This window comes from Actinomycetospora cinnamomea (genome assembly GCF_003096675.1).
Taxonomy (GTDB): domain Bacteria; phylum Actinomycetota; class Actinomycetes; order Mycobacteriales; family Pseudonocardiaceae; genus Actinomycetospora; species Actinomycetospora cinnamomea.
This window is the reverse complement of record NZ_QEKW01000001.1, coordinates 558,789-584,046: the sequence shown is the minus strand read 5'-3', so window position 1 is coordinate 584,046 and position 25,258 is coordinate 558,789. Positions and strand designations below refer to the sequence as shown.

Sequence of the window (25,258 nt, the reverse complement as noted above, 5' to 3'; positions counted from 1 at the left end):
TTCGTCACCGGGGTGTCACGCGCCCGGCGCCGCGCGCAGCACCAGCGTCGTGTGGCCCCGGACGTCGATCGTCTCGCCCGCCGGGCGGGTCTGCGCCGACCCGGGCGCCCCGCTCGCCGTGCCGGTGTCGAGCACCGGGGTCCACGCGGCGTCGCCGTAGGCGTCGGGCAGGCGCACGTCCACCGACGACGAGTCCGCGTGCAGCACCACCAGCAGCGCCGGCCCCGCGCCCGCGCCGTCGACGCGCACCACCAGCGTGCGGCCGTGGTGGTGGAAGTCGGGCTCGACGAGCTCGCGGCCGTCGGGGTGCAGCCAGGCGACGTCCGGGACGGCGCCGTCGGGGTCGGTGTCCTCGCGTCCGTAGAAGAAGTCGGTGCGCCGCAGCGCCGGCGTCGCGCGGCGCAGGGACAGCGCGCGGGCGACGAAGTCGACGAGGTCCGGGTCGGGCAGCGCTGTCCACGACCGCCACGAGGTCTCGTCGTCCAGCGAGTACACGTTGTTGTTGCCGTGCTGCGTGTGGCCGAGCTCGTCCCCGCCGAGCAGCATCGGGGTGCCCGCCGAGAGGAGCAGCGTCGCCAGCAGGTTGCGCGCCTGCCGCGCCCGCAGCGCGAGGACGGCCGGGTCGTCGGTCGGGCCCTCGACGCCGTGGTTCGCCGAGCGGTTGTCGTCGGTGCCGTCGCGGCCCTGCTCGCCGTTGGCCTCGTTGTGCTTGCGCTCGTAGGAGACGAGGTCGGCGAGGGTGAAGCCGTCGTGGGCGGTCACGAAGTTGACCGACGCGGCGGGGGTGCGGGCGGGCCAGTAGAGGTCCGACGAGCCCGCGAGCCGGGTCACGATCTCCGAGAGCGGGCCGTGGCCGCGCCAGAAGTCGCGCACGCCGTCGCGGAAGCGCCCGTTCCACTCCGCCCAGGCCGGCCCGAACCCGCCCACGCGGTAGCCCTCGCCCGTCGCGTCCCACGGTTCGGCGATGAGCTTGACCGTCGAGAGCACGGGGTCGGTCGCGATGTCGGTGAGCAGCGGCGCGGCCGGGTCGAAGGCGCCGCCGCGGGGGCGGCCGAGGGTCGAGGCGAGGTCGAAGCGGAAGCCGTCGACGCCCATGACCGTCACCCAGTACCGCAGCGAGTCGACCACCAGGGCCCGGACCAGCGGTGACGCCGGGTCGAGGGTGTTGCCGCAGCCGGTGAGGTCGACGTCACGGCCGCGGGAGTCGAGCGCGTACCAGCCGGCCGCGTCGAGGCCGCGCCACGACAGCGACGGCCCGTCGACGCCGCCCTCACAGGTGTGGTTGAACACGACGTCCAGGACGACCTCGAGCCCGGCGGCGTGCAGCGTCGCCACCATCGCCCGGACCTCCTCGACCTCGCGCCCGGGCGTCGAGGCGTAGCGCGGGTGCGGGGCGAGGTAGGCGAGCGTCGAGTAGCCCCAGTGGTTGCCCCGCCCGCGGGCGAGCAGCGACGGCTCGGCCTGGCTGGCGAAGATCGGCAGCAGCTCGAGCGTCGTCACGCCGAGCGCGACGAGGTGGTCGACGACCGCGGGGTGCGCGACCCCCGCGTAGGTGCCGCGGAGGTGCTCGGGGACCTCGGGGTGGCGCATCGTGAGATCGCGCACGTGGGTCTCGTAGATCACGGTGTCGGGCCAGGGGACGTCCGGGCGGGCCGACGTCGCCGGCTCGGGCGCGGGCGTGACGAGCCCGTGCGGGACGGCGCGGGCGGAGTCCTCGTCGCTGCGGCGGGCCGAGAACGGGTCGTCGCCGGCGAACGGGCGTGCGGCGGCGAGCGAGGTCAGGCTGCCCGCGACGCGGCGGGTCCACGGGTCCACCAGCAGCTTCGCCGGGTTGGTGCGTACGCCACGGACCGGATCCCACGGGCCGTGCACCCGCAGCCCGTACGGCGTGCCGGCCGCGACACCGTCGGCCTCGCCCTGCCACCAACCCTCGGCGGTGCGCCTCAGCTCGACGCGCCGCTCACCGTCCGGGCCCGGGAGAGGGAGCGCGGCGGAGCTCGACCCCCCGCGAGGGAGCAGGCAGAGCTCCACGGCCTCCGCGGAAGCCGTGGCCGGGACGGCGACGCGCAGCACGTCGCCGTCGAGCCGGGCGCCGCGCGCGTCGGGTGGGGCGGAGGGGGAGCGGGTCATCGGGCGAGATCGTGCCCGATGAGGCGGTGGGCCGTCGCCCGCCGAGTGGCCCGATCCGTCAGGATGGCGCGGTGACCGCAGCGCAGGCCCCCGTGACCGACGCGGACACCGTGATCCGCATGGCCGGCGTGGGCGTGCGCCGCAGCGGCGCCGACCTGCTCGCCGACCTGGACTGGACCGTCGAGCTGGACGAGCGTTGGGTCGTGCTCGGTCCCAACGGGGCGGGCAAGACGACGTTGCTGCGGTTGGCGGCCGCCGAGATGCACCCCACCACCGGCTCGGTGGAGCTCCTCGGCGAGCGCCTCGGGCGGGTCGACGTGTTCGAGCTGCGCCCGCGCATCGGGCTGGCGAGCCCGAGCCTCGCCGGGCGCGTGCCGGGCGACGAGACCGCCCACGACGTCGTGCGCAGCGCCGGCTACGGCGTCGTCGGCACCTGGCGCGAGCGCTACGACCCCGAGGACGACCGCCGCGCCTCGGTGCTCATGGACATGATGGGCGTGCTCCGGCTGGCCCGGCGGCCCTACGCGACCCTGTCCACCGGAGAGCGCCAGCGGGTGCTCCTGGCGCGCGCGTTGATGACCGACCCCGAGATGCTCCTGCTCGACGAGCCGGCGGCGGGCCTCGACCTCGGGGCGCGCGAGGACCTGATCGCCCTGCTCTCCGAGCTGGCCGCCGACGCGGAGGGCCCGGCGACGGTCATGGTCACCCACCACGTCGAGGAGATCCCGCCCGGCTGCAGCCACGCGATGCTGCTGCGCGACGGTCGCGTCGTCGCCCAGGGCCTGCTCGACGACGTGATGACCTCGGAGAACCTGTCGGCGACGTTCGACCAACCGCTCGAGCTCACCAGCCGGCGCCGTCGCTTCACCGCGTTCCGGCGTTAGGGTCCGGCGCGCAGGGGGTTCGGAGATCGAGGAGGATCGTCGGTGACGGAGTTCGTGCGGCTCGAGGTGGACGGCGGGGTGGGCACCATCCGGCTGGACCGTCCCCCGATGAACGCGATCAACCGCCAGGTGCAGGACGAGCTGGTGGAGGTCGCCGCGGAGGCGACCAGCCGCCGCGACGTGCGCGCCGTCGTCGTCTACGGCGGCGAGAAGACCCTGGCGGCGGGCGCGGACGTCAAGGAGATGGCCGACATGACCTACTCCGAGATGGCCGAGCGCACCCACCAGCTCTCGCGCGGCTTCGGCGCGGTCTCCGAGATCCCGAAGCCCACGGTGGCGGCGATCACCGGCTACGCGCTGGGCGGCGGCTTCGAGGTCGCGCTGTCGTGCGACCGGCGCATCGCCGGTGACAACGCCACGGTCGGCCAGCCGGAGATCCTGCTCGGGATCATCCCCGGCGGCGGCGGGACGCAGCGGCTCACGCGGCTCGTCGGGCCGGCGAAGGCCAAGGACGTGATCTTCACCGGCCGCTTCGTCAAGGCCGCCGAGGCCCTGGACATGGGGCTGGTCGACGAGGTCGTGCCGGCCGACGAGGTCTACACCCGGGCCCGCGCCTGGGCCGAGCAGTTCGCGAACGGGCCCACCCGCGCGCTCGCGGCCGCCAAGTACGCGATCGACCGCGGCATGGACATGGACCTGCGTGACGGACTCGCGTTCGAGTCCGAGGTGTTCGCGGCGCTGTTCGGCACCGAGGACCAGACGATCGGCATGCGCTCGTTCGTCGAGAACGGGCCCGGCAAGGCCCAGTTCCTGGGGCGTTGATGGCTCCGTCACAGGCCGAGGTCGACGCCGCCCGCGAGGACCCGAAGCTCGCGAACGTCCTCTACCACGACTGGGAGTCGGAGACCTACGACGAGAAGTGGTCGATCTCGTTCGACGGGCGCTGCACGACGTTCGCCGTCGACCGGTTCCGGGCGGTGGCCGGCGATGCGGGGCCGTTCGACCACGCGCTCGAGCTCGGCTGCGGGACCGGGTTCTTCCTGCTCAACCTCATGCAGGGCGGGATCGCGCGGCGCGGGACGGTGACCGACCTCTCGCCGGGCATGGTCGAGGTCGCGACGCGCAACGCGGCGAACCTCGGGCTCGACGTCGCCGGTCGCGTGGCCGACGCCGAGACGATCCCGGTGCCCGATGCGTCGGTCGACCTCGTCGTCGGGCACGCGGTGCTGCACCACATCCCGGACCTCGACCGGGCGTTCCGCGAGATCCTGCGGGTGCTGCGGCCCGGCGGGCGGTTCGTCTTCGCGGGCGAGCCGACGCGCCTCGGCGACCTCTACGCCCGCAAGCTCGGGCAGGCGACGTGGTGGGCGACGACACGGCTGGCGCCCGCGTCCTGGCTGCGGCCGCAGGCCGAGCTGGACGAGTCGTCGCGGGCGGCGGCGCTGGAGTCGGTGGTCGACCAGCACGTGTTCGACCCCGACCGGCTCGAGCGCTACGCCCACGCGGCCGGCGCGGTCGACGTCCGGGTGGTCACCGAGGAGCTCGCCGCCGCGGTGTTCGGCTGGCCGGTGCGGACGTTCGAGGCCGCGGTGCCACCGGAGAAGCTGGGGATGGGCTGGGCGATGTTCGCCTACCGGACCTGGCAGCGGCTGTCGTGGCTCGACGCGCGCGTGCTCTCCCGGGTCGTGCCGCGCTCGCTGTTCTACAACGCGCTGGTCACCGGCGTGCGGCCGGAGAATCCTCTTCGGCTGGATCCCGTGCGCGTGTAGTGCCGTACGCCTTCACCCTCGACGACGTCGCGTACCTGGCCTCGGAGGCCGGGCGCGACGCCGTCGCGGGCGCGGCGCCGCTGCTGACCGGCGACCGGTTGCGGGCGGTGACGGCCCTGCGGGAGCGCCTCGGCGACCGCGCCGCCCCGGTGCTCGAGACCGCGCTGCTGCAGGAGCGGGTGCGCGGGCGGGTGCCCGACGGGTGGCTGCTGACCGCCGACGCCGCCGAGCAGGCCACCGCCGCACCCGTGGCCGCCCACCGCGCCGCCCGGCTGGCCGGGCGGGACGTCCACGAGGTGACCTGCTCGGTGGGCGCGGAGCTGCACGCCCTGCGGGGCACCGCCGCACGTCTCGTCGGCTCCGACCTCGACCCCGTGCGACTGGCCATGGCCGCGGTGAACGTGCCGGGCGTGGCCCTGGCGCGCGCCGACGCCCTGGCCCCCGTCACCCGCGACACGGTCCTCGTCGCCGACCCCGCCCGCCGCACCGCCGGCGGCCGCCGCACCTGGCGTCCGGACGACTTCAAACCTCCGCTGGACGGCCTAGCGGAAGCCTCCGGGGTTCGTCAGCGGTGGGCCATCGCTGACGTTGAACGTCCGTATCGCCACACACATGAGCTGGTCGTGTCGACGGCGCCGGGGCTCGATCCGGCGCTGGCGCCCTGGGCGGGCGAGGTGGAGCTGGTGTCCCTCGACGGGCGGGTACGCGAGGCGGCGCTGTGGTCGGCGGGGCTGGCGACGACGGCTCGCCGGGCGACGGTGCTCTCGTCCCGGGGCGGGGCCTGGACCGTCACCGACGCCGAGGACGACACGTGCCCGGTGGGCCCGGTGGGGGAGTGGATCGTCGACCCGGACGGCGCGGTGGTCCGCGCGGGCCTGGTGCGCCAGTGGGGCGCGCGACACGGGCTGTGGCGCCTCGAGGAGCATCTCGCCTACCTCACCGGCGACGTGCGCCCACCCGGTGTGCGCGCGTTCCGGGTGCTCGAGCACGGCCGCTACGGCGAGAAGGCGCTGCGCCGGACCCTGGCCGCCCGGGGCGTCGGGCGCGCCGAGGTCCTCGTGCGCGGCCTGGACGTCGACCCGAACACGCTGCGCCCGCGGCTGCGCCTGCGCGGCGACCGGGAAGCCACGATTGTCCTCGCGCGCCTCGCGAGCGGGCCGGAGGCGTTCGTGTGCGAGGCGGTCGGTGACCGGGTATCCGCCCGCTCCGAGCCATCGTGCACGACGCATGGGACACCGTAGGAGGACCTCACCGCATGGACGCCGACAAGGCCCGTCGCCTGCTGACCGAGGAGCGTGACCGTCTCACCGAGATGGCCTCGTGGAACCGGGAGCACGCCCCGTCCCCGTCGGTGCAGCAGGAGGGCTCGATGGGGCAGCACCCGGGCGACTACGGCTCCGAGGTCGAGGAGTCGATGGACCGCCAGGCGCTGGCCGCCGAGAGCGACCGTCAGGTCGCCGAGATCGACGCCGCCCTCGGCCGCATCGACGACGGCACCTACGGCCGCTGCCGTGTCTGCGGGCGGGAGATCGACGACGAGCGTCTGGAGGCGCGCCCGCAGGTCGACACCTGCCGGGAGCACGCCGACGCCGCGTGAGGCGACACCTGCGGCCCGGCCACCGCCGGGCCGCAGGCGTGGTCAGAGCCGCCGGTCGGGGACCCCGCTGGCCGGGTCGACGTCCTCGTCGCGCAGGCGCACCTCGGGTCCCTCGAGCCGCTCACCCGGTCCGGCTCCGGGGTCGGGGTCGGGGTCGTCGAGGTCGACGATCTCGTCCTCCTCGAGGTCGTGCATCGCCGCCTCCTCCGCGGACGCGGCGCCGCCGGAGATGCCGACGTCCTCGGCCGCCAGCGAACGTCCGGGCACCTGGTCCGGGTCGGGCTCGGCGGCGGCGAGCCGGCCCGAACGGCCCTGGCCCGCCTCCGAGGCGATCTCGCCCTCGGAGAGCTCGGGGCCGGGCGCGGTCGCCGCGCCGCCGGTGTCGTCGGGGATCTCGCGGGTCAGGCGGTCGTCGATGGTCTCGCGCTCGCGCTGGCCCTCGGGGGTGGTGTCGGGGTCGTCGAGGCCGAAGGGCCGGTTGGGCGAGACGTAGCCGGCGTCGAGGCCGTCGGTGCCGGGGCGGCCGTCGAGGGACTCGCCGGACTCCAGCTGGACGCTCGCGCCCAGGTCGGGCGATTCGGGGACCTCGTCGCGGTGCTCGGGCTCGGTCATGCGCGTGGCTACCCGGCGGGCCGCCCGGCCATGTCGTCAGCCGGCACGGTCCCCGGTCAGGCGGTGGAAGAGGGCCTCGCGCACGGCGTCGAGGCCGGTGCCCGCGGGCAGCGCGACGTCGACGCGGTGGGCCCCCGGATCGGCGTCGGGTCGGCGGTCGGCGAGCACGGTGCCGCGCGCCGGCCCGAGTGAGGTGTCGACCTCCAGCGCCAGCGGCGTCGTCGCGAGCGTCCCCGGCACGGCGGCCTCGAGCAGGGCGACCGCGTCGTGGATCGCGATCCGGGGCGCGCCGAGGCGCCGGCCGTAGTGCGCGAGATAGGGCGCCCGCGTGCCGGCGAGCGCGGCGCCGACCGGGCCCGACCGGCCGAGCGCGTCGAGCCACGGCTCGTCGACGGTGACCGCGTGCGTGAGGTCCAGGGGGACGAGCGTCGTCGGCACGCGCTCCTCGACGAGCACCCGGCGGGCGGCCTCGGGGTCGCTCCAGACGTTGAACTCGGCGCCCATCGTGATGTTGCCGCCCTCGCCCAGCGCCCCGCCCATGACGACGAGCCGGTCGATACGGTCCGCGAGGTCAGGGCGGGTGGCCAGCAGCAGCGCGACGTTGGTCAGCGGCCCGATCGCGGCGAGGACGACGGGCTCGTCGGCCGTCTCGAGCACGCGGGTCGCCACGTCGATCGCGCGCCCGGCCGGTCCGTCGCCGACCGGGCCGAACGCCTCCGCCGTCCCGCCGAGACCGTCGTCGCCGTGGACGTCGACGGCGCGCCGGGTCGTCGGGTGGATCAGCGGGCGCCCGGCGCCCCGGCCGATCGGGACGTCGCGGCGCCCGAGCAGGCCGAGCACCCGCCCGGCGTTGTCGGTGGTGGTGGGCAGGTCGACGTTGCCGAAGACGGTGGTGACCGCGCGCAGGTCGAGCTCGGCCGAGTGCGCGGCGACGGCGAGCGCGAAGGCGTCGTCGACGCCCGGGTCGGTGTCGACGATCAGTCCGACGGCCATGCGTCGACCTCCTCGGCCGTGGGCAGCGACGGTTGGGCGCCGACGCGGGTGGCGGTGAGCGCGCCGACGCGGCAGGCGCGGCGCAGGGCGGCGTCGTCGCCGGTGCCCGTGACGAGGGCGAGCGCGAGGGCGGCGGTGAAGGCGTCGCCGGCGGCGGTGCCGTCCACGACGTCGACGGCCGGTGGCTCGGCCCGGGCGACGACCCGGCCGTGGCGGCGCAGCTCGGCGCCCGCGGCCCCGTGGGTGACGGCCACGGCGGCGAGCGCGTCGAGGTCGGCGTGCGCCGCGAGCGCGTCGTGCTCGGCGGTGTTGACGCAGAGCAGGTCGACGCCGGCGAGGACGTCCTCGTGGAGCTCCCGGGCCGGGGCCGCGTTGAGCACGGTGTAGGCGCGGGCGGCCATCGCGGTCGCGACGGCGTCGTCGGGCACCTCGAGCACGGTCATGACGACGTCGGCGTCGAGGTCGTCCGCGGCGATCGCCAGCGCCTCGTTGGCGCCGGCGTCGATGACGATCGTGGTCTCGCCGGCGTCGTCGACCTGGATCAGCGCGGTGCCGGTGGGGCGGTCGACGGTCTGCAGGGTGGTGAGTTCGACACCGCCGGCCCGCAGCAGGGCCAGCGCCTCGCCGGCGAACGGGTCACCGCCGACGGCGGCGTGCAGGCGCACCCGCGCGCCGAGCCGGGCCGCCGCGAGCGCCTGGTTGGCCCCCTTGCCGCCGGGGACGCGGGTGACGCCGTGGGCGGTGAGCGTCTCGCCGGGCGCGGGCAGGCGCTCGACCCGGGCGACGAGGTCGAGGTTGACGCTGCCGACGACGGCGACCCTGGGAGCGTGACCGGGCACGGGCCGATCGTAGGGTCGTCGCCGTGAGGTCGGACCCGCGCCAGCCGCGCCTGGTCACCTGGGCGTCGCTGCGCTGGATCGTGCGCCACCGGGCGTGGACGCCGTTCTACCTGGTGCGGTACTGGCGGATGCTCAAGGTCCGGGTGCGCCAGCCGCACATCGTGCTGCACGGGCTGGTGTTCCTGGGCAGGGGCGTGTCGCTGGAGGCCCGCGAGGGGTTCGGGCGCCTGGAGATCGGGCGGTTCGTGCACATCGGCGACAACACCCGCGTGCGCTGCCACGAGGGCTCGCTGCGCATCGGGGACAAGTCGGTGTTCGGCAACGAGAACACGATCAACTGCTACCTCGACATCGAGTTCGGCGAGGCGACGCTGCTCTCGGACTGGATCTACGTCTGCGACTTCGACCACCGCTACGCCGACGTCAACGTGCCGATCAAGGACCAGGGGATCGTGAAGTCGCCGGTGCGCATCGGGCCGGAGACGTGGATCGGGACCAAGGTGACGGTGCTGCGCGGCGCCCGCGTGGGGCGTGGGTGCGTGCTGGGCGCGCACGCGGTGGTCCGCGGAGACGTGCCGGACTGGTCGGTGGCCGTGGGCGCCCCGGCGCGCGTGGTCCGCGACCGCATGGCCGACTGGGAGGCCGCGGCCGCCCAGCGCGAGGCCCTGGCCGACATCGCCCGCAAGACGGCACTGGCGGCGGGACGGGCAGTTCAGGAGCCCGAGGACGAGGGCGCGCCGGGCACGTCGGCGGGGGAGCCGGCGCAGCGCTGACTCGTGCGTGATCTTCTGAGGTATAGCGCAGAAGATTGCTCACGTGCCGAAGACGTTCCCCGTCGGGATCTTGGGACGGCCGAGGATCGTCGGCGGACGCGGGCGGGTCGCCGCGTAGAGCGCGGCGGTGTCGTCGGCGATCGCCGGCCAGGCGAAGTCCGTGTCGAGCCGGGCGCGGGCGGCGTCGGCGCGTGTCCGGGCGGCGACGGGGTCGTCGAGGCAGCGCACGACGGCCGCCGCGAGGCCGGGCACGTCGCCGGGCGCGAAGGACAGGCCCGTGACACCGTCGACCACCACCTCGCCGAGACCCCCGGCGCGTGACGCCACCAGGGGCGCGCCGGCGGCCGCGGCCTCGAGCGCGGTGATGCCGAACGGCTCGTAGCGGCTGGGCAGCACGGCGGCGTCGGCGGAGGCGAGCAGGTCGCGCAGGGTGGCGTCGTCGACGTGCCCGAGCAGCCGCACCGAGCGGCGCACCCGGGCGGCCCGGGCCCGCTCGGCGAGCCAGTCGCTGCACGAGCCCGTCCCGGCGACCAGCAGCCGGGTGCCCGCGTGGGCGCGGCGGATCGCCGGGAGCGCGGCGACGAGGTCGTGCACGCCCTTCTCCCACTCGAGCCGTCCGAGGTAGAGCAGGGTCGGGGGCCCGTCGGCGACCCGCCGTGGACGGACCCACCCCTGCGGCTCGATGCCGTTGTGCAGGACGGTGACGTCGTCGGGGTCGACGTCGAAGAGCCCCGTCACCTCGGCGCGCATCGCCTGCGAGCACGTGACGACGGCGTCGGCGCGGCGGGTGAGCCACCACTCCACGGAGTGCACCTGCTGGTTGAGGGGCTGCGAGAGCCAGCCGCCGTGCCGGCCGCCCTCCGTGGCGTGGATCGTCGCGACCAGCGGGGCGCCGGTCAGGTCGGCGAGCCCGATCGCGGCATGGGCGACGAGCCAGTCGTGGGCGTGGACGACGTGGGGTGTCCAGTCGCGCAGCAGGCCCGCCGCGGCGCGGAGCATCGCGTGCCCGAGCCCGAGCGTCCACGCGACGAGGTCGCGGACGAACTCCAGGTGCGGTGGGTCCTCCCCGACGCGCAGGACGCGGACCCCGTCGACGTGCTCGAGGCCGGTGGGGTGGGTCTCGGCGTCCGTGCCCGCGGGGTGGCGGGCGACGACCACCACGTCGTGCCCGGCCTCGGCGAGGGCGACCGAGAGCGCGTGCACGTGGCGCCCCAGCCCACCCACGACCACGGGCGGGTACTCCCAGGACAGCATCAGCACGCGCACGCCGTCCTCCTCCCCGCCGGAGCTCGCCGATCGAGCGTGTGGCGATACGGACACTCGACGTCAGCGATGGCCCACCGCTGACATCAGGCGGTCGAGGATCCTACTCCGGAGTAGGCCAAGTCCGGATGGCGGCGGTCGGCGGGGAGGCGGCGGCGCAGGGCGCGGGCGTCGAGCTGCCCGAACACGTCGTCCTGGGCCGCGAAGGCCGCCGCGCGGGCGGCGGCGTCGGCATGGCGGCCCGCGGGCAGGAGGTCGGTGAGCTCGCGGACGCGGTCGCGGTGCTGCGCGGCGCGCCGGCGGGCGTAGTGGGCGGCGGAGTCCTTGGTGACCATGAACGCCCAGTCGCTCGACAGCGCCAGCGCCGCCTGCGTGGCCAGGGCGTCGAGGGTGGTGTCGCGCCCGACGGTCGGCTCGGCCCCGTCGACGGCGGCGAGCAGGCGGGCGGCGACGTCGGCGTTGTCGGCCACGAGGTCGCGGACCGCGAGCCCGTCCCACACCCGCCAGTCCTTCCCCGAGCCCCACGACGACGCGGGCAGCACCACGGGCTCCTCGACGTGCCCGGCCTCCACCGCGCCGCGCAGCGTCGTCACCCGCACCCCGGCCTCGGGCAGCGCGGTGAGCACGGCCTCCAGCCACGCCGGGCCCTCGTGCCACCAGTGGCCGAACAGCTCGGTGTCGAACGCTGTGACCACGAGCCCGGGCCGGCCGCGCCGCGCACGCAGGTCCTCCAGCCGCGCGCGGACCACGCCGACGAAGTCCCCGGCGTCGCGGGCGACCGCCGCCGCCGCCCGGCCGGGATCCCAGGGCTTCTTGTCCTGCGGGGCCACGCGGCGCCCGGTGACGCGCGCGGGCTTGAGGCCGGTGGCGTGGTCGTAGGTGTGGAAGTCGCGGTAGTCGGCGGCGCCCGGGTAGCCGGCGCGCGGGGACCACACGCGGTAGGTGACGTCGAGATCGCGGGCGAAGGCGACGACGTCGGTGCCGTCGACGGGGTGCGCCGCCGCGGTGTCCCCGCGCAGTGCGGGCCCGTCGACGAGGAAGCGCTCGACGCCCGCGGCCGCGTAGTCCTGCTCGAGCCCCGGCGCGTAGCCGCACTCCGGGGCCCAGATGCCGCCCGGCCGCGCGCCGAGCCGCCGCGCCGTGTCGCGCAGCCCCGCGTCGAGCAGGAACCGGCGCACCCGCCCGGGCAGCAGGGGCGCGAACGGATGGGTGGCCGGGCCGCCGAGCAGCTCGATCACGTCGGCGTCGACCAGCCGCCGCAGCACGGGCGACGCGCCGTGGCACCAGTCGGACTCGAACGTCGCGAGCGCGTGGGCGGCGGCGCGGTGCTCCCGGGTGGCCAGGGCGGGGTGGTCGGTGTGTGCCTCGTGGGCGCGCAGCTGCCAGTCGGCGAGCCAGGTGTGCATCGAGCGCAGGGCCGCCGGGTGGTCGAGCTGCGCGGCGAGCACCGGCGTCACGCCGAGGGTCAGGACGTCGTGCCGTCCCCGGGCGGCCAGGCGTTCGAGGACCTCGACGACGGGCAGGTACGAGTGCGCCCACGCCTGGTAGAGCCAGTCCTCGCCCACCGGCCAGGCGCCGTGGCGCAGCAGCCACGGCAGGTGCGAGTGCAGGACCAGGCAGAACGTGCCCACCGGCTCCCTCGTCAAGCACGCCCCTCTCGTCGACCCCCAGCGGCCCGAGTCTCGCACGACGCTGTTGAGCCTGAACATCAAGAACGAGCAGACCCACCCCCTCGCGCTGCGATGCCGCCGCGCGCTACGGGTCCTGTGCCACCGGACGAGGACCCGCGTCGTTCCTCCACGACGAGGGGACCGGGCTGCCGCGACGATCGTCGGCCCCTCCTCGGTCCCGTCCTCCGTGGAGAGCCGGAAGCGCACGTGGTCGAGTCGCTCCTGGCGCACCACGGGCCTCACCGAACCCCGGCGGTGACGTGCCTGGAAGTCGACCTCGTCATCGACTCCCGCGCTTGGTCCCGGGCGACGGCTTCGTCCACACCGACGTCACGCCGGCCGTCGCGCGGTGACCAGCAGGTCCAGGGAGGCGTCGAGGTCGTCGGCGCGGAGCTCGAAGTCGTCGGTCGTCACCGCCGCCACGTCCACGGCGAGGTCCTCCGGCCACGGCGCGCCCGAGAGCGCCAGCGCGATCTGGGCGTCGATCAGCGAACCGCCGTGGCGGGCGTCGAGCGCACGCAGGCCGGGTCCGTGGTGCAGGCCGACGAGCGACTCGACGACCAGGCCCGCGTCGACCACCAGCGCGGCCAGCTCGGCGCCCGTCAGCTCGCGGGTGTGGAACGGGTTGAGTGGACGGTCGGCGGGGCCCGCGCCGGGCGAGAACGTCAGGCGGTTGGGCGTGGCGCAGTGCAGCCGTCCGCCGGGGCGCAGCGCGCGGGCGCACTCGGCGAGGAAGCCGGGCTGGTCCCACAGGTGTTCGATGACCTGCAGGTTCACGACGGCGTCGACGCTCCCGTCGGCGACGGGGAAGGCCTGGAGGTCGGCGCGGACGGCGCCGATCCGTGGGTAGCGCGCCCCGACGTGGGACGCCACGCCCGGGTCCAGTTCGAGGCCGATCACGCGACGCGCGGACGAGGCCAGGAGCGCCGCGCCGTAGCCCTCGCCGACCCCGGCGTCGAGCACCACGGCCCCGGCGCACGCGGGCACCAGCGCGAGGTAGACCGCCTCGTGGCGCCGGAACCAGTAGTTCTCGACGTCGACACCGGGCACGGTGCGCTCGCCGGTCAGCGGCAGCGTCGCGTCGGCGTTCGTCATGGCCGCGCCATCCTGGCACCCGCGACGTCTCCCCTCGACGGCGTGTCGCGCGGTCGAGAATGTGGCGATCCTGGCGTCGAACGCCAGCAAAGCCGCATTGCTCGCACACCCCTGTGTGCGTCGCCGGCGGGGCGCTCCCGCGCGCCCGGGCGGGGGAGGGTCAGGCCGTGGTGGTGGTGCGGACGTACTCGCGCATCGTCGCGACCAGGTCGTCCTGCTCCGGCGTGGTCTCCCTCGGGGCGGCGGGCGTGATGCCGCCCTTGTCCCGGTTCATCAGCAGCGGGATGTCGGGGCCGTCGTCGTCGGAGACGCGCGCCATCGACCAGCGCCCGAACACGCGCGCGGGCACCATCTCCTCCTCCAGGACGGTCACCCGCTCGTGGCGGGGGTCGTCGTGGATGGTCGCGTACAGGTCGCGGACGATGTTCTCGTCGCCTTCCAGTGTCTGGACGAACTGGTCGTGCCACACGAGGAGCGCCCCGCTCACGCCGAGCCGCTTGTTGTTCGACCGCGCCGTGCTGAAGATCTCGCCGAGCTCGGCCTTGCGCTCGTGCTCCGGGATGCGCATGTGGCTGCGGTAGATCAGCCGGAACGTCGCGCGGGACGGGTCGTCCGCCGGGTCCACCATCTCGTCGAACCTCCTCGCTCGCAGCCCCGCGGTACCGGCGCCACCCGGCACGCTAGCCCATGGTGAGCGTGATCACACGGGTTGAGCGGCCGGAGATCGTCTCGAGCTCCGGCGGACGTCTCCCTCCGTCGTCGGGTGGACACGACCCGTGTGGGCGGGCCGACATCTGTCTCGCACCGTTGGGCCGGTTAGGTTAGGTTCCCCTAACGACTGCTGCCGACGGCGAGGAGAGCGAGTGAGTCGCGAGCCGGGGCGCGCCGGGCCCGACGGCGCGGAGGGCGCAGGGCCGGCGGACGTCGTCGACGTCCTGGGCGTCGGCTTCGGGCCGTCGAACCTCGCGCTGGCCCTCGCCGTGCAGGAGCACAACGAGCGGTCGCCGGCCTCCCGTCGGCTGCGCGCGGCGTTCGTCGAGCAGCAGGCCGCCTTCGGCTGGCACCGGGGCATGCTGCTCGAGGGGGCCACCATGCAGGTGTCCTTCCTCAAGGACCTCGTGACGATGCGCGACCCGACGAGCCCGCGGTCGTTCCTCAGCTACCTGCAGGGCCAGGGCCGGCTGGCCGACTTCATCAACACCAAGACGATGTTCCCGTCGCGGATCGAGTTCCACGACTACCTCGAGTGGTGCGCCGCCGACGTCCGCCACCTCGTGTCCTACGGCACGCGCGCGGTCGCGGTGCACCCGGTGACGAGCCCGGACGGCATCGTCGGCGAGCTCGACGTCGTCCTGCGCGACGCCGCGGGCGACCGGGTCGCCTCGCGCGTGGTGCGCACCCGCAACCTCGTGCTCGGTACCGGCCTCGTGCCCTGGCTGCCCGCGGGCGTGCAGCGCGGCGAGCGCGTCTGGCACAACAGCGAGCTCCTGCCGCGGCTGGCGCGCCTGGCGCCGGCGGAGCCGCGGCGGCGGCGCTACGTCGTGGTCGGCGCGGGCCAGAGCGCCGCCGAGGCGACGGCGTACCTGCACGACCGCGAGGACGCCGCCGAGGTCCACTCCGTGTTCTCGCGCTACGGCTACAGCCCGGCCGACGACACGTCGTTCGCCAACAGGATCTTCGACCCGGAGGCCGTGGACCACTTCTACGCGGCCCCGGGCGAGGTCAAGCAGATGCTCATGGACTACCACGCGAACACGAACTACTCGGTGGTGGACCCGGAGCTGATCGCGGAGCTGTACCGGCGCGCCTACCAGGAGCAGGTGCACGGGCCCCGGCGCCTGCACGTGCACGGCGCGTGCCGGGTGTCCGCGGTGCGCGCCCCCGACCCCGCCGGCAACGGCGACGGCCCGGGCCCGGGCACCGACGGCCCGGACATCGAGGTCGACGTCGAGTTCCTGCCCACCGGGCGCGCGCACACGATCGCCGCCGACGTCGTCGTGTACGCCACGGGGTACCGGCCGATCGACCCGAGCGGGCTGCTGGGCGACGTGGGCGCGTGGTGCCGGCGGGCCGGGGACGGCGAGCTGCTCGTCGAGCGGGACTACCGCCTCCACACCGTGGACCCGCTGCGCGCGGGCATCTACCTGCAGGGGCCCACCGAGCACACGCACGGCATCAGCTCGACGCTGCTCTCGACCACCGCAGTGCGTGCGGGGGAGATCCTCGACTCGGTGCTCGGACACCGCCGGCCCGCGCCGGAGCTCGCCGTCGACCACGACGGCGGCACCGGGGAGCCGGCGACGATGGGGCACGGCTGGGGCGACCCGGGGGTGGCCACCCCGTGACGGGAGACGCAGCACTGGTCACCGGCGCCGCCGGGGGCATCGGCGCGGTGGTCTGCCGGCGTCTGGCCGACGCGGGAGCGCCCGTGGCGCTGCTCGACCGCGACGCCGACGCGGTCGAGGCCGTCGCCGAGGCCCTGCGCGCCGGCGGCGGGACCGCGGTGGCGGTGCCCGCCGACGTCACCGACGCCGCGGCGGTGGCGAAGGCGGTCGCGGCGGCGGAGGACGCCCTCGGTCCGCTGGCGACGCTGGCGAACGTGGCCGGGGTGCTGCACGTCGGGCGGGTCACCGAGCAGGACGACGCGGACTGGCGGCACTGCTTCGACGTCAACGTCACCGGGGTCATGCACGCCTGCCGGGCGGTCGGGACGCGGTTGGCCGAGCGGGGCCGCGGCTCGGTCGTCACCGTCGCCTCCAACGCGGCGGGGGTGCCGCGCATCGGCATGGCCGCCTACGCGGCGTCGAAGGCGGCGGCGGTCGCGCTCACCCGCTGCCTGGGCCTCGAGCTGGCCGGGCGGGGCGTGCGCGCCAACGTCGTCTGCCCCGGCTCCACCGACACCGCGATGCTGCGCGGCATGGGGGCGACCGGCGACCTGCCCGCCGACCATGCCGCCCTCGTGCGCGGAGCGCCCGAGTCGTTCAAGACGGGCATCCCGCTGGGGCGGGTCGCCGCGCCCGAGGACGTCGCCGAGGTCGTCGCGTTCCTCGCCTCCGACGCCGCGCGCCACGTGACCCTGCAGACCGTCTACGTGGACGGCGGCGCCGCGCTCGGACCCTGACCTCCTCCGCCGACCACCACCCCTGTCCCCGCACGTCTCGACGACACCGCTCGGCCCGCACCGTGGGAGGACCGCATGACCAGCACCCCGACCGACGCCGGTCCGGAGCTCGCACCCGCGGGGGACGTGGCGGCCGGCATCCCGCCCGCGCCCGGCTCCGGTCCGGGCTCGTTCCTCTTCTCCACCCGCGAGGCGACGTTGCGCACGGCCGGGGTGCGGGCGCGCGTGCCCGCGACCGCCCCGGGCGCGGTCGGCGCGGCAGCCGCCGCGACCCTTGCCGCCGACCGCGACGCCGGCAACCCGGACCCGCTGGTGGTGGGCGCGGTCGGGTTCGCGCCCGGCCTCGCGCGCCTCGTGGTGCCCGCGCACGTGCACCGCACGCCCACCCTGTCGCGCAGCGCCGAGGACGCGCCGCCGGCGCCACCGCTGACCGCACCGCCGTCCGCACCCGCCTCGATCGGCACCCGGTGGGACTTCCGTGCCGAGCCGCCGCCCCCGCGCTACGCGGCCGCCGTGCGCCGGGCGCTGGAGATGATCGCCGAGGGCCGCCTGGAGAAGGTGGTGCTGGCCCGCGCGGCGACCCTGACCGCGCCGGAGCCGCTCGACGTCGCCGCGGTCCTCGAGCGGCTCGCGGCCCGCAACCCCGCGGGCTACGCGTTCGCGGTCGATGTCGCCGACCCCGACGAGGCCGACGAGGCCGACGCCCGCACCCTCCTCGGCGCCAGCCCCGAGCTGCTCGTCTCCCGCCGCGGTGCCGCGGTGCTCTCGCAGCCGCTGGCCGGCACCGCGCCCCGCAGCCCCGACCCCGACGAGGACGCGCGCCGCGGCGAGACCCTGGCCGCCTCGGCCAAGGACCGGCGCGAGCACGCCCTGGTCGTCGAGCGCGTCGCCGAGCGCCTCGCCCCGTTCTGCACCTCGCTCGACGTCCCCGAGGCCCCGTCGCTGACGCACACGCCGGCGCTGTGGCACCTCGCGACCCGCATCGAGGGGCGGCTGCGCGACCCCGCGCCGACCTCGCTGGAGCTCGCCGAGGCGCTGCACCCCACACCCGCGGTGTGCGGGGAGCCGACGAGGGCGGCGCGCGAGGCCATCGCCGAGCTCGAGGAGTTCCCGCGCGGCTTCTACGCCGGGCTCGTCGGGTGGTGCGACGCCGACGGCGACGGCGAGTGGGCCCTCGCGATCCGCTGCGCCGAGGTGTCGGGGCGCGCCGCCCGGGTCTACGCCGGTGCCGGGGTGGTCGAGGGCTCGCGGCCGGAGGCGGAGCTGGCCGAGACCGGCGCCAAGTTCCGCACGCTGCTCGCGGCGCTGGGGCTGGAGGCCACGCCGTGACCGCCACGCGCACCCCGCGCCCCGTGGGCGAGGGCGTCGTCCCGTACCCGCCGGAGGTCGCCGAGCGCTACCGGGCCGCCGGGTACTGGACGGGCCGGACGTTGCCCGACCTGCTCGACGAGGCCGTCGCGGCCCACGGTGAGCGCACCGCGGTCGTCGGCACCGGGCCGTCGGGCCCGCAGCGTTGGACCTACACCGAGCTCGACGCGCGCGCCCGCGGGCTGGCCGCGGGGCTGGTCGAGGTCGGGGTGGCACCGGGCGACCGAGTGGTCGTGTGGCTGCCCAACGTCCCCGAGTACCTCGAGGTCGTGTTCGCGCTGTTCCGGCTCGGCGCCCTGCCGGTGTTCGCCCTGCCCGCGCACCGCGCCAGCGAGATCCGCTACTTCGCCGAGCACGCCGAGGCGAGGGCGATCGTGACCGTCGGACGCCACGACCGATTCGATCACGCGGTCGCCGCGGCGGAGGTGGCCGCGGAGGTGCCGAGCGTGCGGCACGTCCTCGTCGCCGCCCCCACCGCCGCCCCCGACCTGCCCGCCGGGGCGCTCGGGCTCTCGGCGCTGCGCCGCCCACCGCCCGGGGACCTGCCCGGGGACGGCGCCGACCCGTCATCGGTGGCGTTCCTGCAGCTCTCGGGCGGGACCACGGGGCTGCCCAAGCTCATCCCGCGGACCCACGACGACTACCTCTACAGCGTGCGGGCCAGCGCGGACATCTGCGCGCTCTCCCCGGAGACCGTGTACCTGGCGGTGCTGCCGGCCGCCCACAACTTCACGATGAGCTCCCCCGGGCTGCTCGGGGTGGTGCACGCCGGCGGGACGTCGGTGCTCGCGCCGGCGCCCGACCCCGACACCTGCTTCGGGCTGATCGAGAGCGAGCGGGTGACGATGGCCGCGGTCGTGCCGCCGCTGGCTGCGGCGTGGGTGCAGGCCGCCCCGCGGACGCAGCGCGACCTCACGAGCCTCGAGGTGCTGCAGGTCGGCGGGGCGAAGTGCGCGCCGGAACTGGCGCGGCGGATCGAGCCGGCGCTCGGCGCGCGCCTGCAGCAGGTGTTCGGCATGGCCGAAGGGCTGGTGAACTACACGCGCCTCGACGACCCCGCCGACGTCGTGCTGCACACCCAGGGCCGGCCGATCTCGCCCGACGACGAGATCCGGGTCGTCGACCCCGACGACCCGGACGAGCGCGAGGTCGCGCCCGGCGAGGTCGGGGCGCTGCTCACCCGCGGGCCGTACACGATCCGCGGCTACTACCGCGCGGAGGGGCACAACGCGGGAGCGTTCACCCCCGACGGCTTCTACCGCACCGGCGACCTGGTCCGGATCACCGACCGCGGCGACGTCGTGGTCTCGGGGCGGGTGAAGGAGCAGATCAACCGCGGCGGCGAGAAGATCGCCGCGGAGGAGGTCGAGAACCACCTGCTCGCCCATCCCGACGTCGTCGACGCCGCGATCGTGGGCGTGCCCGACGACTTCCTCGGCGAGCGCACCCACGCCTACGTCATCCCGGTGGCCGACCGCGAGCCGCCGCGCAGCGCCGCGCTGCGCCGCTTCGTCCGCGACCGGGGGGTGGCCGCCTACAAGGTCCCCGACACGGTCGAGGTCGTCGAGGCGTTCCCGGTGACCGGGGTGGGCAAGACCAGCCGCCGGGCCCTGCGGGCGGCCCTGGCCGATCACTGGCGTGCGGGGAGGACCGCGTCCGACCAGGAGGACCAGGAGGAGGGGAACCCGTGAGCCTGCCGTCGATCGCGCCGTACCCGATGCCGCGGGCCGGCGAGCTGCCCGCCAGCCGGCCGGACTGGTCGCCCGATCCCCGCCGCGCGGTGCTGCTGGTGCACGACATGCAGCGCTACTTCCTGGCGCCGTTCTCGCGGACCGACGAGCCGGTGAGCCTGCTGGTGGAGCACATCGGCGCGCTGGCGGGCCGGGCGCGCGCCCGCGGCGTGCCCGTGGTCTACACCGCGCAGCCGGGCGAGCAGCCGCCCGCCGAGCGCGGCCTGCTCGACGACTTCTGGGGCCGCGGCCCGGCCGCCGCGTACGCCGAGGATCCCGAGGTGGTGGCCATCGTCGACGAGCTCGCCCCCGAGCCCGGCGACGAGGTGCTCACCAAGTGGCGCTACAGCGCGTTCCAGCGCAGCCCGCTGGCCGAGCTGCTCGACCGGTGGGGCCGTGACCAGCTGCTGATCACCGGCATCTACGCCCACATCGGGTGCATGGTGACCGCCGTGGAGGCCTTCATGCGCGACGTGCAGCCGTTCCTCGTCGCCGACGCCGTCGCCGACTTCTCCCGCGGCCACCACGAGCAGGCCCTGGCCTGGACCGCCCAGCGGTGCGGGGTGGTCACGTCCACCGCGCACGCGCTCGAGGCGCTGGGTGACGGGCTGGGTGACGGGCCGGGTGACGGGCCGGGTGACGGGCCGGGTGACGGGCTGAGTGACGGGCCGGGTGACGGCGCCGTGGCCGTTGCCCGGGAGGCGCCCGCGTGACCGTGCCGTCCACCCGCACCCCCGACATCACCCCGGGCGCGGACGCCCCGCCGACCCGGCCCACCTCGCTGCGCGCCGGCGGGCTGGTGGTCGCCCTGGTACTGCTCGCGCTGGCCGTCGTGGCGAGCCTCATGGTCGGCAGCCGCGGGATCGCGCCCGGGGTCGTGCTCGACGCGCTGCTCTCCGGGCCCGCGTCGCCCACCGACACCGACGCGGTGGTCGTGCTCGAGCAGCGGCTCCCGCGCACGCTGCTGGGCCTCGCCGTCGGCGTCGCCCTCGGTGCGGCGGGCGCGCTGATGCAGGCGCTGACGCGCAACCCGCTCGCCGACCCCGGCGTGCTGGGCATCAACTGGGGCGCCGCGGCGGCGATCGTCGCCGGGATCATGCTGTTCGGGATCACCTCCCTGAACGGCTACGTGTGGTTCTCGCTGGCCGGTGCGGCGATCGTGGCCGTGCTCGTCTACCTGCTCGGCGCCACCGGCCGCAGCGGGGCCACGCCCGCGCGGCTGGCGCTGGCCGGCACCGCGGTCGGCGCGTCGCTGCAGGGCGTCATCTACGCGGCGGTGCTCGTCGACGCCACCACCTTCGACCAGTACCGCGTGTGGCGCGTCGGGTCGCTCACCGGCCGCGACCCGCAGGCGCTGGTGCAGGTCCTGCCGTTCCTGCTCGTCGGGTTCCTGCTCGCGGTCGGCCTCGCGCGCGCCCTCAACGCGCTGGCGCTGGGGGAGGAGACGGCCCGCGCGCTGGGCGTGCGGGTCGGGCGCATCCGCGCGCTCACGGGCGTCGGGATCGTGCTGCTCTGCGGCGGCGCGACGGCGGCCTGCGGGCCGATCGCGTTCGTGGGACTCGCCGTGCCGCACCTCGCGCGGGTGGTCACCGGCCCCGACCAGCGCTGGGTGGTGCCCTGGTCGATGGTGCTCGGCGGCCTGCTCGTGGTCTGCGCCGACGTGGTCGGCCGCGTGGTCGTGATCCCCGCCGAGCTCGAGGTCGGGGTGGTCACCGCGTTCGTCGGCGCCCCCGTCTTCCTCGCGATCGCCCGTCGACGGCGGGTGGTAGCGCTGTGAACGTCCCGACCCTGCCCACCGGACCCGTGGTGCGCACCGAGCGGGTCTCGGTGCGGGTGCGCCCGCGCGCGGTCACCGCCACGCTCGCCCTGATCGCGGCGGCCGTCGTGCTCGGGGCCCTGGCCATGACCCTCGGGGACTACCAGCTGTCGGTCGGCGAGGTGATCGGCGCGCTGACGGGCTCCGGCTCGCAGGCCCAGCAGTACGTGGTGCTGGGGCTGCGCGCGCCGCGGGTGGTGCTCGCCCTGGTGGTCGGCGCCGCGCTGGGGGTGGCGGGTGCGGTGTTCCAGTCGCTGGCCCGCAACAACCTCGCGAGCCCCGATCTGCTCGGGTTCACCACGGGCGCGGCGTCCGGCGCGCTCGTCGCGATCGTGCTCGCCGGCGGCGGGCCCGCCGGGACCACGCTCGGCGCGGTCGTCGGGACGCTGGTCACGGCGCTCGCCGTCCAGGCCCTGCTCGGCGGCGTGGTCGGCGGCTACCGCCTGGTGCTCGTGGGCATCGGCGTCAACGCCGTGCTCGCCGCGCTCAACAACCTCCTCATCCTGCGCACCGACCTGCAGACCGCGGTGGCCGCGCAGAGCTGGCTGGTCGGCACGCTCAACGCCCGCGGGTGGCCGGAGGTCGTCGCGGTGTCCGTCGCGTTGGTGCTGCTCGTGCCGATCGCCGCCGCGGGCAGCCGGCGGCTCGACCTCCTCGGCATGGGCGACGACGTGGCGCGCGGCCTCGGCGTCGCCGTCGAGGGCACGCGGGTGGCGACGCTGCTGGTCGGCGTCGCGCTCGTCGGCGTGGCGACCGCGGCCGTCGGGCCCATCGCGTTCGTCGCGCTCGCGGCGCCCCAGCTGGCCCGGCGGATCACCGGCACCACCGGGCCGGGCATGCTGGCGGCCGGGCTCATGGGCGCGGTGCTGCTGCTCGCGGGCGACGTGCTCGGGCAGCGCCTCGCCGCGCCCACCCAGTTCCCCGCGGGCACCATGACCGCGGCGATCGGCGGGCTGTACCTGGTGTGGTTGCTGGCGCGGGAGTGGAGGGCCGGGAGATGAGCGCTCGTCTGCGCGCCGACGGCGTGACGTTGGCCTACGAGCAGCGCACGGTGATCCGCGATCTCGACGTCGCCGTCCCCGACGGCTCCTTCACCGTGGTCGTCGGCCCGAACGCGTGCGGCAAGTCGACGCTCCTGCGCGGGCTGGCCCGCATGATCAAGCCGGCCGCGGGGTCGGTGACGCTCGACGGTCGTCCGATCGGTTCCTACGGGCCCAAGGAGGTGGCGCGCCGGCTGGCTCTGCTGCCGCAGAGCCCGACCGCGCCCGACGGGATCACGGTGCTCGACCTCGTGGCCCGCGGGCGTTACCCGCACCAGTCCCTGCTGCGGCAGTGGTCGGTCGCCGACGAGGAGGCCGTGCGCGAGGCCATGGCGGCCACCGGCGTCGCCGAGCTCGCGGAACGCGACGTCGGCCAGCTCTCGGGCGGCCAGCGCCAGCGGGTCTGGATCGCGATGGTGCTCGCGCAGCAGACCCCGCTGCTGCTGCTCGACGAGCCCACGACGTTCCTCGACATCGCCTTCCAGCTCGACGTGCTCGACCTGTGCGCCGACCTGCACGCCGACGGCGAGCGCACGCTCGTCGCGGTGCTGCACGACCTCAACCACGCCTGCCGCTACGCCACCCACCTCGTCGCCATGCGCGAGGGCGCGATCGTGGCGCAGGGGCCGCCGGCGGAGATCGTGGACGCCGACCTGGTGAAGGCCGTCTTCGGCATCACCAGCCAGGTCGTGCCCGACCCGCAGACCGGCACCCCGATGATCGTGCCCGCGGGCCGGGAGACGCGCCGCGAGCACCAGGACGTCGCCGCTCGCGCCGCGACCGGCCCGTGACACCTTCGTGGCCCGTGCCACTGCCCGGGCGTACTCCTTAGGTTAGGCTCCCCTACAGGAACCGATCTCGACGGAGAGGACGTCCCCGTGGCCACCCCGGACGGAGACCCGGCCGCCGCTGTCGACATCGAGCGCATGCGCGCCGACGTCGCCGCGGCCCTCGAGGAGCCGCCGGAGGCCATCGGCGACCACGACGACCTGCTCGACCGGGGCCTCGACTCGATCCGGCTGATGAGCCTCGTCGAGTCCTGGCGCTCCGGCGGCAGCGAGGTCGGGTTCATCGATCTGGCCGAGACGCCCACGCTCGACGCCTGGGTGCGCCTGCTGGGCGGCGAGCAGCGGGGAGCGACGACGTGACCAATCCCTTCGACGACGAGGACGGGCGGTTCCTCGTGCTCGTCAACGACGAGGGCCAGCACAGCCTGTGGCCCGTGTTCGCCGACGTCCCGGACGGGTGGCGGGTCGTCCTCGGCGAGGCACCCGAGGGCGAGACGCGCGCCGCGTGCGTGTCGTACGTCGAGACGCACTGGACCGACCTGCGGCCGCGCAGCCTCGTCGAGCGCACGGCCGCCGAGTAGGGAGCGATCGCGATGACCAGCGTCGACACACCGGCCCCGGCACGGCAGTGGATCGACGGGGCGCCGGCCCCCGTCTCCCGCGTCCTCTACGGCCTGCGGCCCCGCCTCGCGGAGGTCGTGCGCGTCGAGCGCCTGACCCCGCGGATGGCCCGCGTGACGCTCGCGGGGGACTTCTCCGAGCTGCCCGGCGCCGCGGCCACCGACCACGTCAAGGTCTTCTTCCCGTCGCCGGGCGACGAGCTGCCGGTGATGCCGCAGGTCGGCGAGCACGGGCTCGTGCCGCCGCCGCCCGGGACGCCGCGGAACTACCGCGACTACACCGTGCGTCGCCTCGACCGGGAGGCCGGCGAGCTGGACCTCGACATGGTCGTCCACGCCGGCGGGCTCGCCGGGGCGTGGGCGGCGTCGGCGCGTCCCGGCCTGCGCGTCGGGGTGCTGGGCCCGCGGGGTTCGGAGGTCGTCGACGACAGCCTCGACTGGTACGTGCTCGCGGGCGACGAGACCGCGCTGCCGGCGATCGGGCGCTGGCTCGCCGAGCTGCCCGCCGGCGCGCGTGCCGAGGTGTTCTGCGAGGTCGCCGATGCCGCCGAGGAGCAGGAGCTCGCGTCCGCCGCCGATCTCACGGTGCACTGGCTGCACCGCGACGGCGTGCCCGCGGGCGAGGCCACGCTGCTCCACGACGCACTCGCCGCGATGACCCCGCCCGCCGGACGCGGGTTCGTCTGGGTGGCGGGGGAGGCGGGCGCGCTGCGTCCCGTGCGGCGGATGCTGCGCGCCCGCGAGGACGTGTGCTCACGCCACCTCGACGTCGACGGCTACTGGCGCCGGGGCGTCGTGAACCACGACCACCACGCGCCCGGCGGGGACGACGGCGCCCCCGAGTAGGGCCCCGACGACGTCGAGCCGCACCGGGCGGGGCCCGGTGCGGCTCGACGGTCAGGTGCGGGTCCGCCTGGCCCGAGGTGTCACTTGTTGTTCGGGGTGACCGCGTCCTTGATCTTCTGACCCGCCTGCTTGACGTCGCCCTTCGCCTGGTCCCCCTTGCCCTGGCTCTTGAGCTCGTCGTCGCCGGTGGCCTGGCCCGCGGTCTCCTTGACCTTGCCCTTGACCTCGTCGGCCTTGCCTTCGCTGCCGGTGTCCGCCATGGGGGAGTCCCTTCTCCTCGGGTGCGGAGGTCGGGGATGCCCGG

At 75.8% G+C, this 25,258-nt stretch carries 26 protein-coding genes; 17 read left to right on the top strand and 9 right to left on the bottom strand.

The features are described 5' to 3' along the window. Nucleotides 1-15: 15 nt before the first annotated feature. Entirely contained in the window at nucleotides 16-2,130 is a 2,115-nt protein-coding gene (glgX, locus tag C8D89_RS02725) for a glycogen debranching protein GlgX (protein ID WP_116706487.1), read from the bottom strand. A gap of 119 nt (nucleotides 2,131-2,249) precedes the next feature. On the opposite strand from glgX, the gene C8D89_RS02720 reads away from it, so the two are divergent. Genes C8D89_RS02720 through C8D89_RS02700 form a run of 5 tightly spaced genes read left to right on the top strand, consistent with a single transcriptional unit; the run spans nucleotide 2,250 to nucleotide 6,380 of the window. Next, entirely contained in the window at nucleotides 2,250-3,014 is a 765-nt protein-coding gene (locus C8D89_RS02720; protein ID WP_116706886.1) for an ABC transporter ATP-binding protein, read from the top strand. 42 nt (nucleotides 3,015-3,056) lie between these two features. After that, nucleotides 3,057-3,836 carry an enoyl-CoA hydratase/isomerase family protein gene (locus C8D89_RS02715; protein WP_116706486.1) on the top strand — a complete coding sequence of 260 codons (780 nt, stop codon included), beginning with the start codon at nucleotides 3,057-3,059 and terminating at the stop codon, nucleotides 3,834-3,836. Next, the gene (locus C8D89_RS02710; protein ID WP_116706485.1) at nucleotides 3,836-4,783 is read left to right on the top strand and encodes a class I SAM-dependent methyltransferase; all 948 of its coding nucleotides are present in this window, start codon (nucleotides 3,836-3,838) and stop codon (nucleotides 4,781-4,783) included. The genes C8D89_RS02715 and C8D89_RS02710 overlap by 1 nt, the downstream gene beginning before the upstream one ends. Then, nucleotides 4,783-6,024 carry a THUMP-like domain-containing protein gene (locus C8D89_RS02705; RefSeq protein WP_116706484.1) on the top strand — a complete coding sequence of 414 codons (1,242 nt, stop codon included), beginning with the start codon at nucleotides 4,783-4,785 and terminating at the stop codon, nucleotides 6,022-6,024. Before C8D89_RS02710 ends, C8D89_RS02705 begins: the two co-directional genes overlap by 1 nt. Nucleotides 6,025-6,038: 14 nt before the next feature. Further along, a complete protein-coding gene (locus C8D89_RS02700) occupies nucleotides 6,039-6,380 on the top strand; it encodes a TraR/DksA family transcriptional regulator (protein ID WP_116706483.1) in 342 nt (113 codons plus the stop codon). A gap of 42 nt (nucleotides 6,381-6,422) precedes the next feature. On the opposite strand, the gene C8D89_RS02695 is transcribed toward C8D89_RS02700, so the two are convergent. The 3 genes from C8D89_RS02695 to C8D89_RS02685 are packed head-to-tail and all read right to left on the bottom strand — an operon-like array spanning nucleotide 6,423 to nucleotide 8,824. Continuing rightward, nucleotides 6,423-6,992 (bottom strand): DUF5709 domain-containing protein, encoded by a 570-nt coding sequence (locus C8D89_RS02695; RefSeq protein ID WP_116706482.1) that lies wholly within the window; start codon nucleotides 6,990-6,992, stop codon nucleotides 6,423-6,425. 36 nt (nucleotides 6,993-7,028) lie between these two features. Then, the gene (locus C8D89_RS02690; RefSeq protein WP_116706481.1) at nucleotides 7,029-7,985 is read right to left on the bottom strand and encodes a nucleoside hydrolase; all 957 of its coding nucleotides are present in this window, start codon (nucleotides 7,983-7,985) and stop codon (nucleotides 7,029-7,031) included. Further along, complete coding sequence (locus tag C8D89_RS02685; RefSeq protein ID WP_116706480.1) at nucleotides 7,970-8,824, bottom strand: PfkB family carbohydrate kinase; 855 nt, start codon at nucleotides 8,822-8,824, stop codon at nucleotides 7,970-7,972. The genes C8D89_RS02690 and C8D89_RS02685 overlap by 16 nt, the downstream gene beginning before the upstream one ends. A 23-nt stretch (nucleotides 8,825-8,847) precedes the next feature. Here C8D89_RS02685 and C8D89_RS02680 point away from each other — a divergent pair, with 23 nt between their 5' ends. Then, nucleotides 8,848-9,597, top strand: a complete 750-nt coding sequence (locus C8D89_RS02680; protein ID WP_116706479.1) for an acyltransferase — start codon at nucleotides 8,848-8,850, stop codon at nucleotides 9,595-9,597. A 39-nt stretch (nucleotides 9,598-9,636) separates the two neighbouring features. Here C8D89_RS02680 and C8D89_RS02675 read toward each other — a convergent pair whose 3' ends face one another. The 4 genes from C8D89_RS02675 to C8D89_RS02660 form a co-directional block, all read right to left on the bottom strand. Continuing rightward, nucleotides 9,637-10,863: a glycosyltransferase family 4 protein gene (locus C8D89_RS02675; RefSeq protein WP_116706478.1), complete on the bottom strand. Its 1,227-nt coding sequence runs from the start codon at nucleotides 10,861-10,863 to the stop codon at nucleotides 9,637-9,639. A gap of 83 nt (nucleotides 10,864-10,946) precedes the next feature. Beyond that, on the bottom strand, nucleotides 10,947-12,506 hold the full coding sequence (locus C8D89_RS02670; RefSeq protein ID WP_243417751.1) for a 1,4-alpha-glucan branching protein domain-containing protein: 1,560 nt from the start codon (nucleotides 12,504-12,506) through the stop codon (nucleotides 10,947-10,949). Between the two features lie 354 nt (nucleotides 12,507-12,860). Next, complete coding sequence (locus C8D89_RS02665) at nucleotides 12,861-13,625, bottom strand: class I SAM-dependent methyltransferase (RefSeq protein WP_116706476.1); 765 nt, start codon at nucleotides 13,623-13,625, stop codon at nucleotides 12,861-12,863. 160 nt (nucleotides 13,626-13,785) lie between these two features. Then, nucleotides 13,786-14,253: a BLUF domain-containing protein gene (locus tag C8D89_RS02660; protein WP_116706475.1), complete on the bottom strand. Its 468-nt coding sequence runs from the start codon at nucleotides 14,251-14,253 to the stop codon at nucleotides 13,786-13,788. 235 nt (nucleotides 14,254-14,488) lie between these two features. Here C8D89_RS02660 and C8D89_RS02655 point away from each other — a divergent pair, with 235 nt between their 5' ends. The 11 genes from C8D89_RS02655 to C8D89_RS02605 all read left to right on the top strand — a co-directional run bounded on the left by C8D89_RS02655 (nucleotide 14,489) and on the right by C8D89_RS02605 (nucleotide 24,954). Then, nucleotides 14,489-15,970 (top strand): lysine N(6)-hydroxylase/L-ornithine N(5)-oxygenase family protein, encoded by a 1,482-nt coding sequence (locus tag C8D89_RS02655; RefSeq protein ID WP_116706474.1) that lies wholly within the window; start codon nucleotides 14,489-14,491, stop codon nucleotides 15,968-15,970. Continuing rightward, complete coding sequence (locus C8D89_RS02650; protein WP_207786998.1) at nucleotides 15,967-16,746, top strand: SDR family NAD(P)-dependent oxidoreductase; 780 nt, start codon at nucleotides 15,967-15,969, stop codon at nucleotides 16,744-16,746. Before C8D89_RS02655 ends, C8D89_RS02650 begins: the two co-directional genes overlap by 4 nt. Before the next feature lie 75 nt (nucleotides 16,747-16,821). Continuing rightward, on the top strand, nucleotides 16,822-18,075 hold the full coding sequence (locus C8D89_RS02645; RefSeq protein WP_116706473.1) for an isochorismate synthase: 1,254 nt from the start codon (nucleotides 16,822-16,824) through the stop codon (nucleotides 18,073-18,075). Then, nucleotides 18,072-19,805 carry a (2,3-dihydroxybenzoyl)adenylate synthase gene (locus C8D89_RS02640; RefSeq protein WP_243417749.1) on the top strand — a complete coding sequence of 578 codons (1,734 nt, stop codon included), beginning with the start codon at nucleotides 18,072-18,074 and terminating at the stop codon, nucleotides 19,803-19,805. The genes C8D89_RS02645 and C8D89_RS02640 overlap by 4 nt, the downstream gene beginning before the upstream one ends. Then, entirely contained in the window at nucleotides 19,802-20,557 is a 756-nt protein-coding gene (locus tag C8D89_RS02635; RefSeq protein ID WP_243417747.1) for an isochorismatase family protein, read from the top strand. The genes C8D89_RS02640 and C8D89_RS02635 overlap by 4 nt, the downstream gene beginning before the upstream one ends. Continuing rightward, a complete protein-coding gene (locus tag C8D89_RS02630; protein ID WP_341477299.1) occupies nucleotides 20,554-21,621 on the top strand; it encodes a FecCD family ABC transporter permease in 1,068 nt (355 codons plus the stop codon). The genes C8D89_RS02635 and C8D89_RS02630 overlap by 4 nt, the downstream gene beginning before the upstream one ends. Further along, on the top strand, nucleotides 21,618-22,661 hold the full coding sequence (locus C8D89_RS02625; RefSeq protein ID WP_116706472.1) for a FecCD family ABC transporter permease: 1,044 nt from the start codon (nucleotides 21,618-21,620) through the stop codon (nucleotides 22,659-22,661). Before C8D89_RS02630 ends, C8D89_RS02625 begins: the two co-directional genes overlap by 4 nt. Beyond that, nucleotides 22,658-23,491 carry an ABC transporter ATP-binding protein gene (locus C8D89_RS02620; RefSeq protein WP_116706881.1) on the top strand — a complete coding sequence of 278 codons (834 nt, stop codon included), beginning with the start codon at nucleotides 22,658-22,660 and terminating at the stop codon, nucleotides 23,489-23,491. Before C8D89_RS02625 ends, C8D89_RS02620 begins: the two co-directional genes overlap by 4 nt. Before the next feature lie 87 nt (nucleotides 23,492-23,578). Then, nucleotides 23,579-23,848: a phosphopantetheine-binding protein gene (locus C8D89_RS02615; protein ID WP_243417745.1), complete on the top strand. Its 270-nt coding sequence runs from the start codon at nucleotides 23,579-23,581 to the stop codon at nucleotides 23,846-23,848. Beyond that, entirely contained in the window at nucleotides 23,845-24,069 is a 225-nt protein-coding gene (locus C8D89_RS02610) for an MbtH family protein (protein ID WP_116706471.1), read from the top strand. Before C8D89_RS02615 ends, C8D89_RS02610 begins: the two co-directional genes overlap by 4 nt. 12 nt (nucleotides 24,070-24,081) lie before the next feature. After that, nucleotides 24,082-24,954: a siderophore-interacting protein gene (locus tag C8D89_RS02605; protein ID WP_116706470.1), complete on the top strand. Its 873-nt coding sequence runs from the start codon at nucleotides 24,082-24,084 to the stop codon at nucleotides 24,952-24,954. An 80-nt stretch (nucleotides 24,955-25,034) separates the two neighbouring features. Here the strand turns inward: C8D89_RS02605 and C8D89_RS02600 are convergent, their stop codons facing one another. Then, on the bottom strand, nucleotides 25,035-25,214 hold the full coding sequence (locus C8D89_RS02600; RefSeq protein WP_116706469.1) for a CsbD family protein: 180 nt from the start codon (nucleotides 25,212-25,214) through the stop codon (nucleotides 25,035-25,037). Nucleotides 25,215-25,258 lie beyond the last annotated feature (44 nt).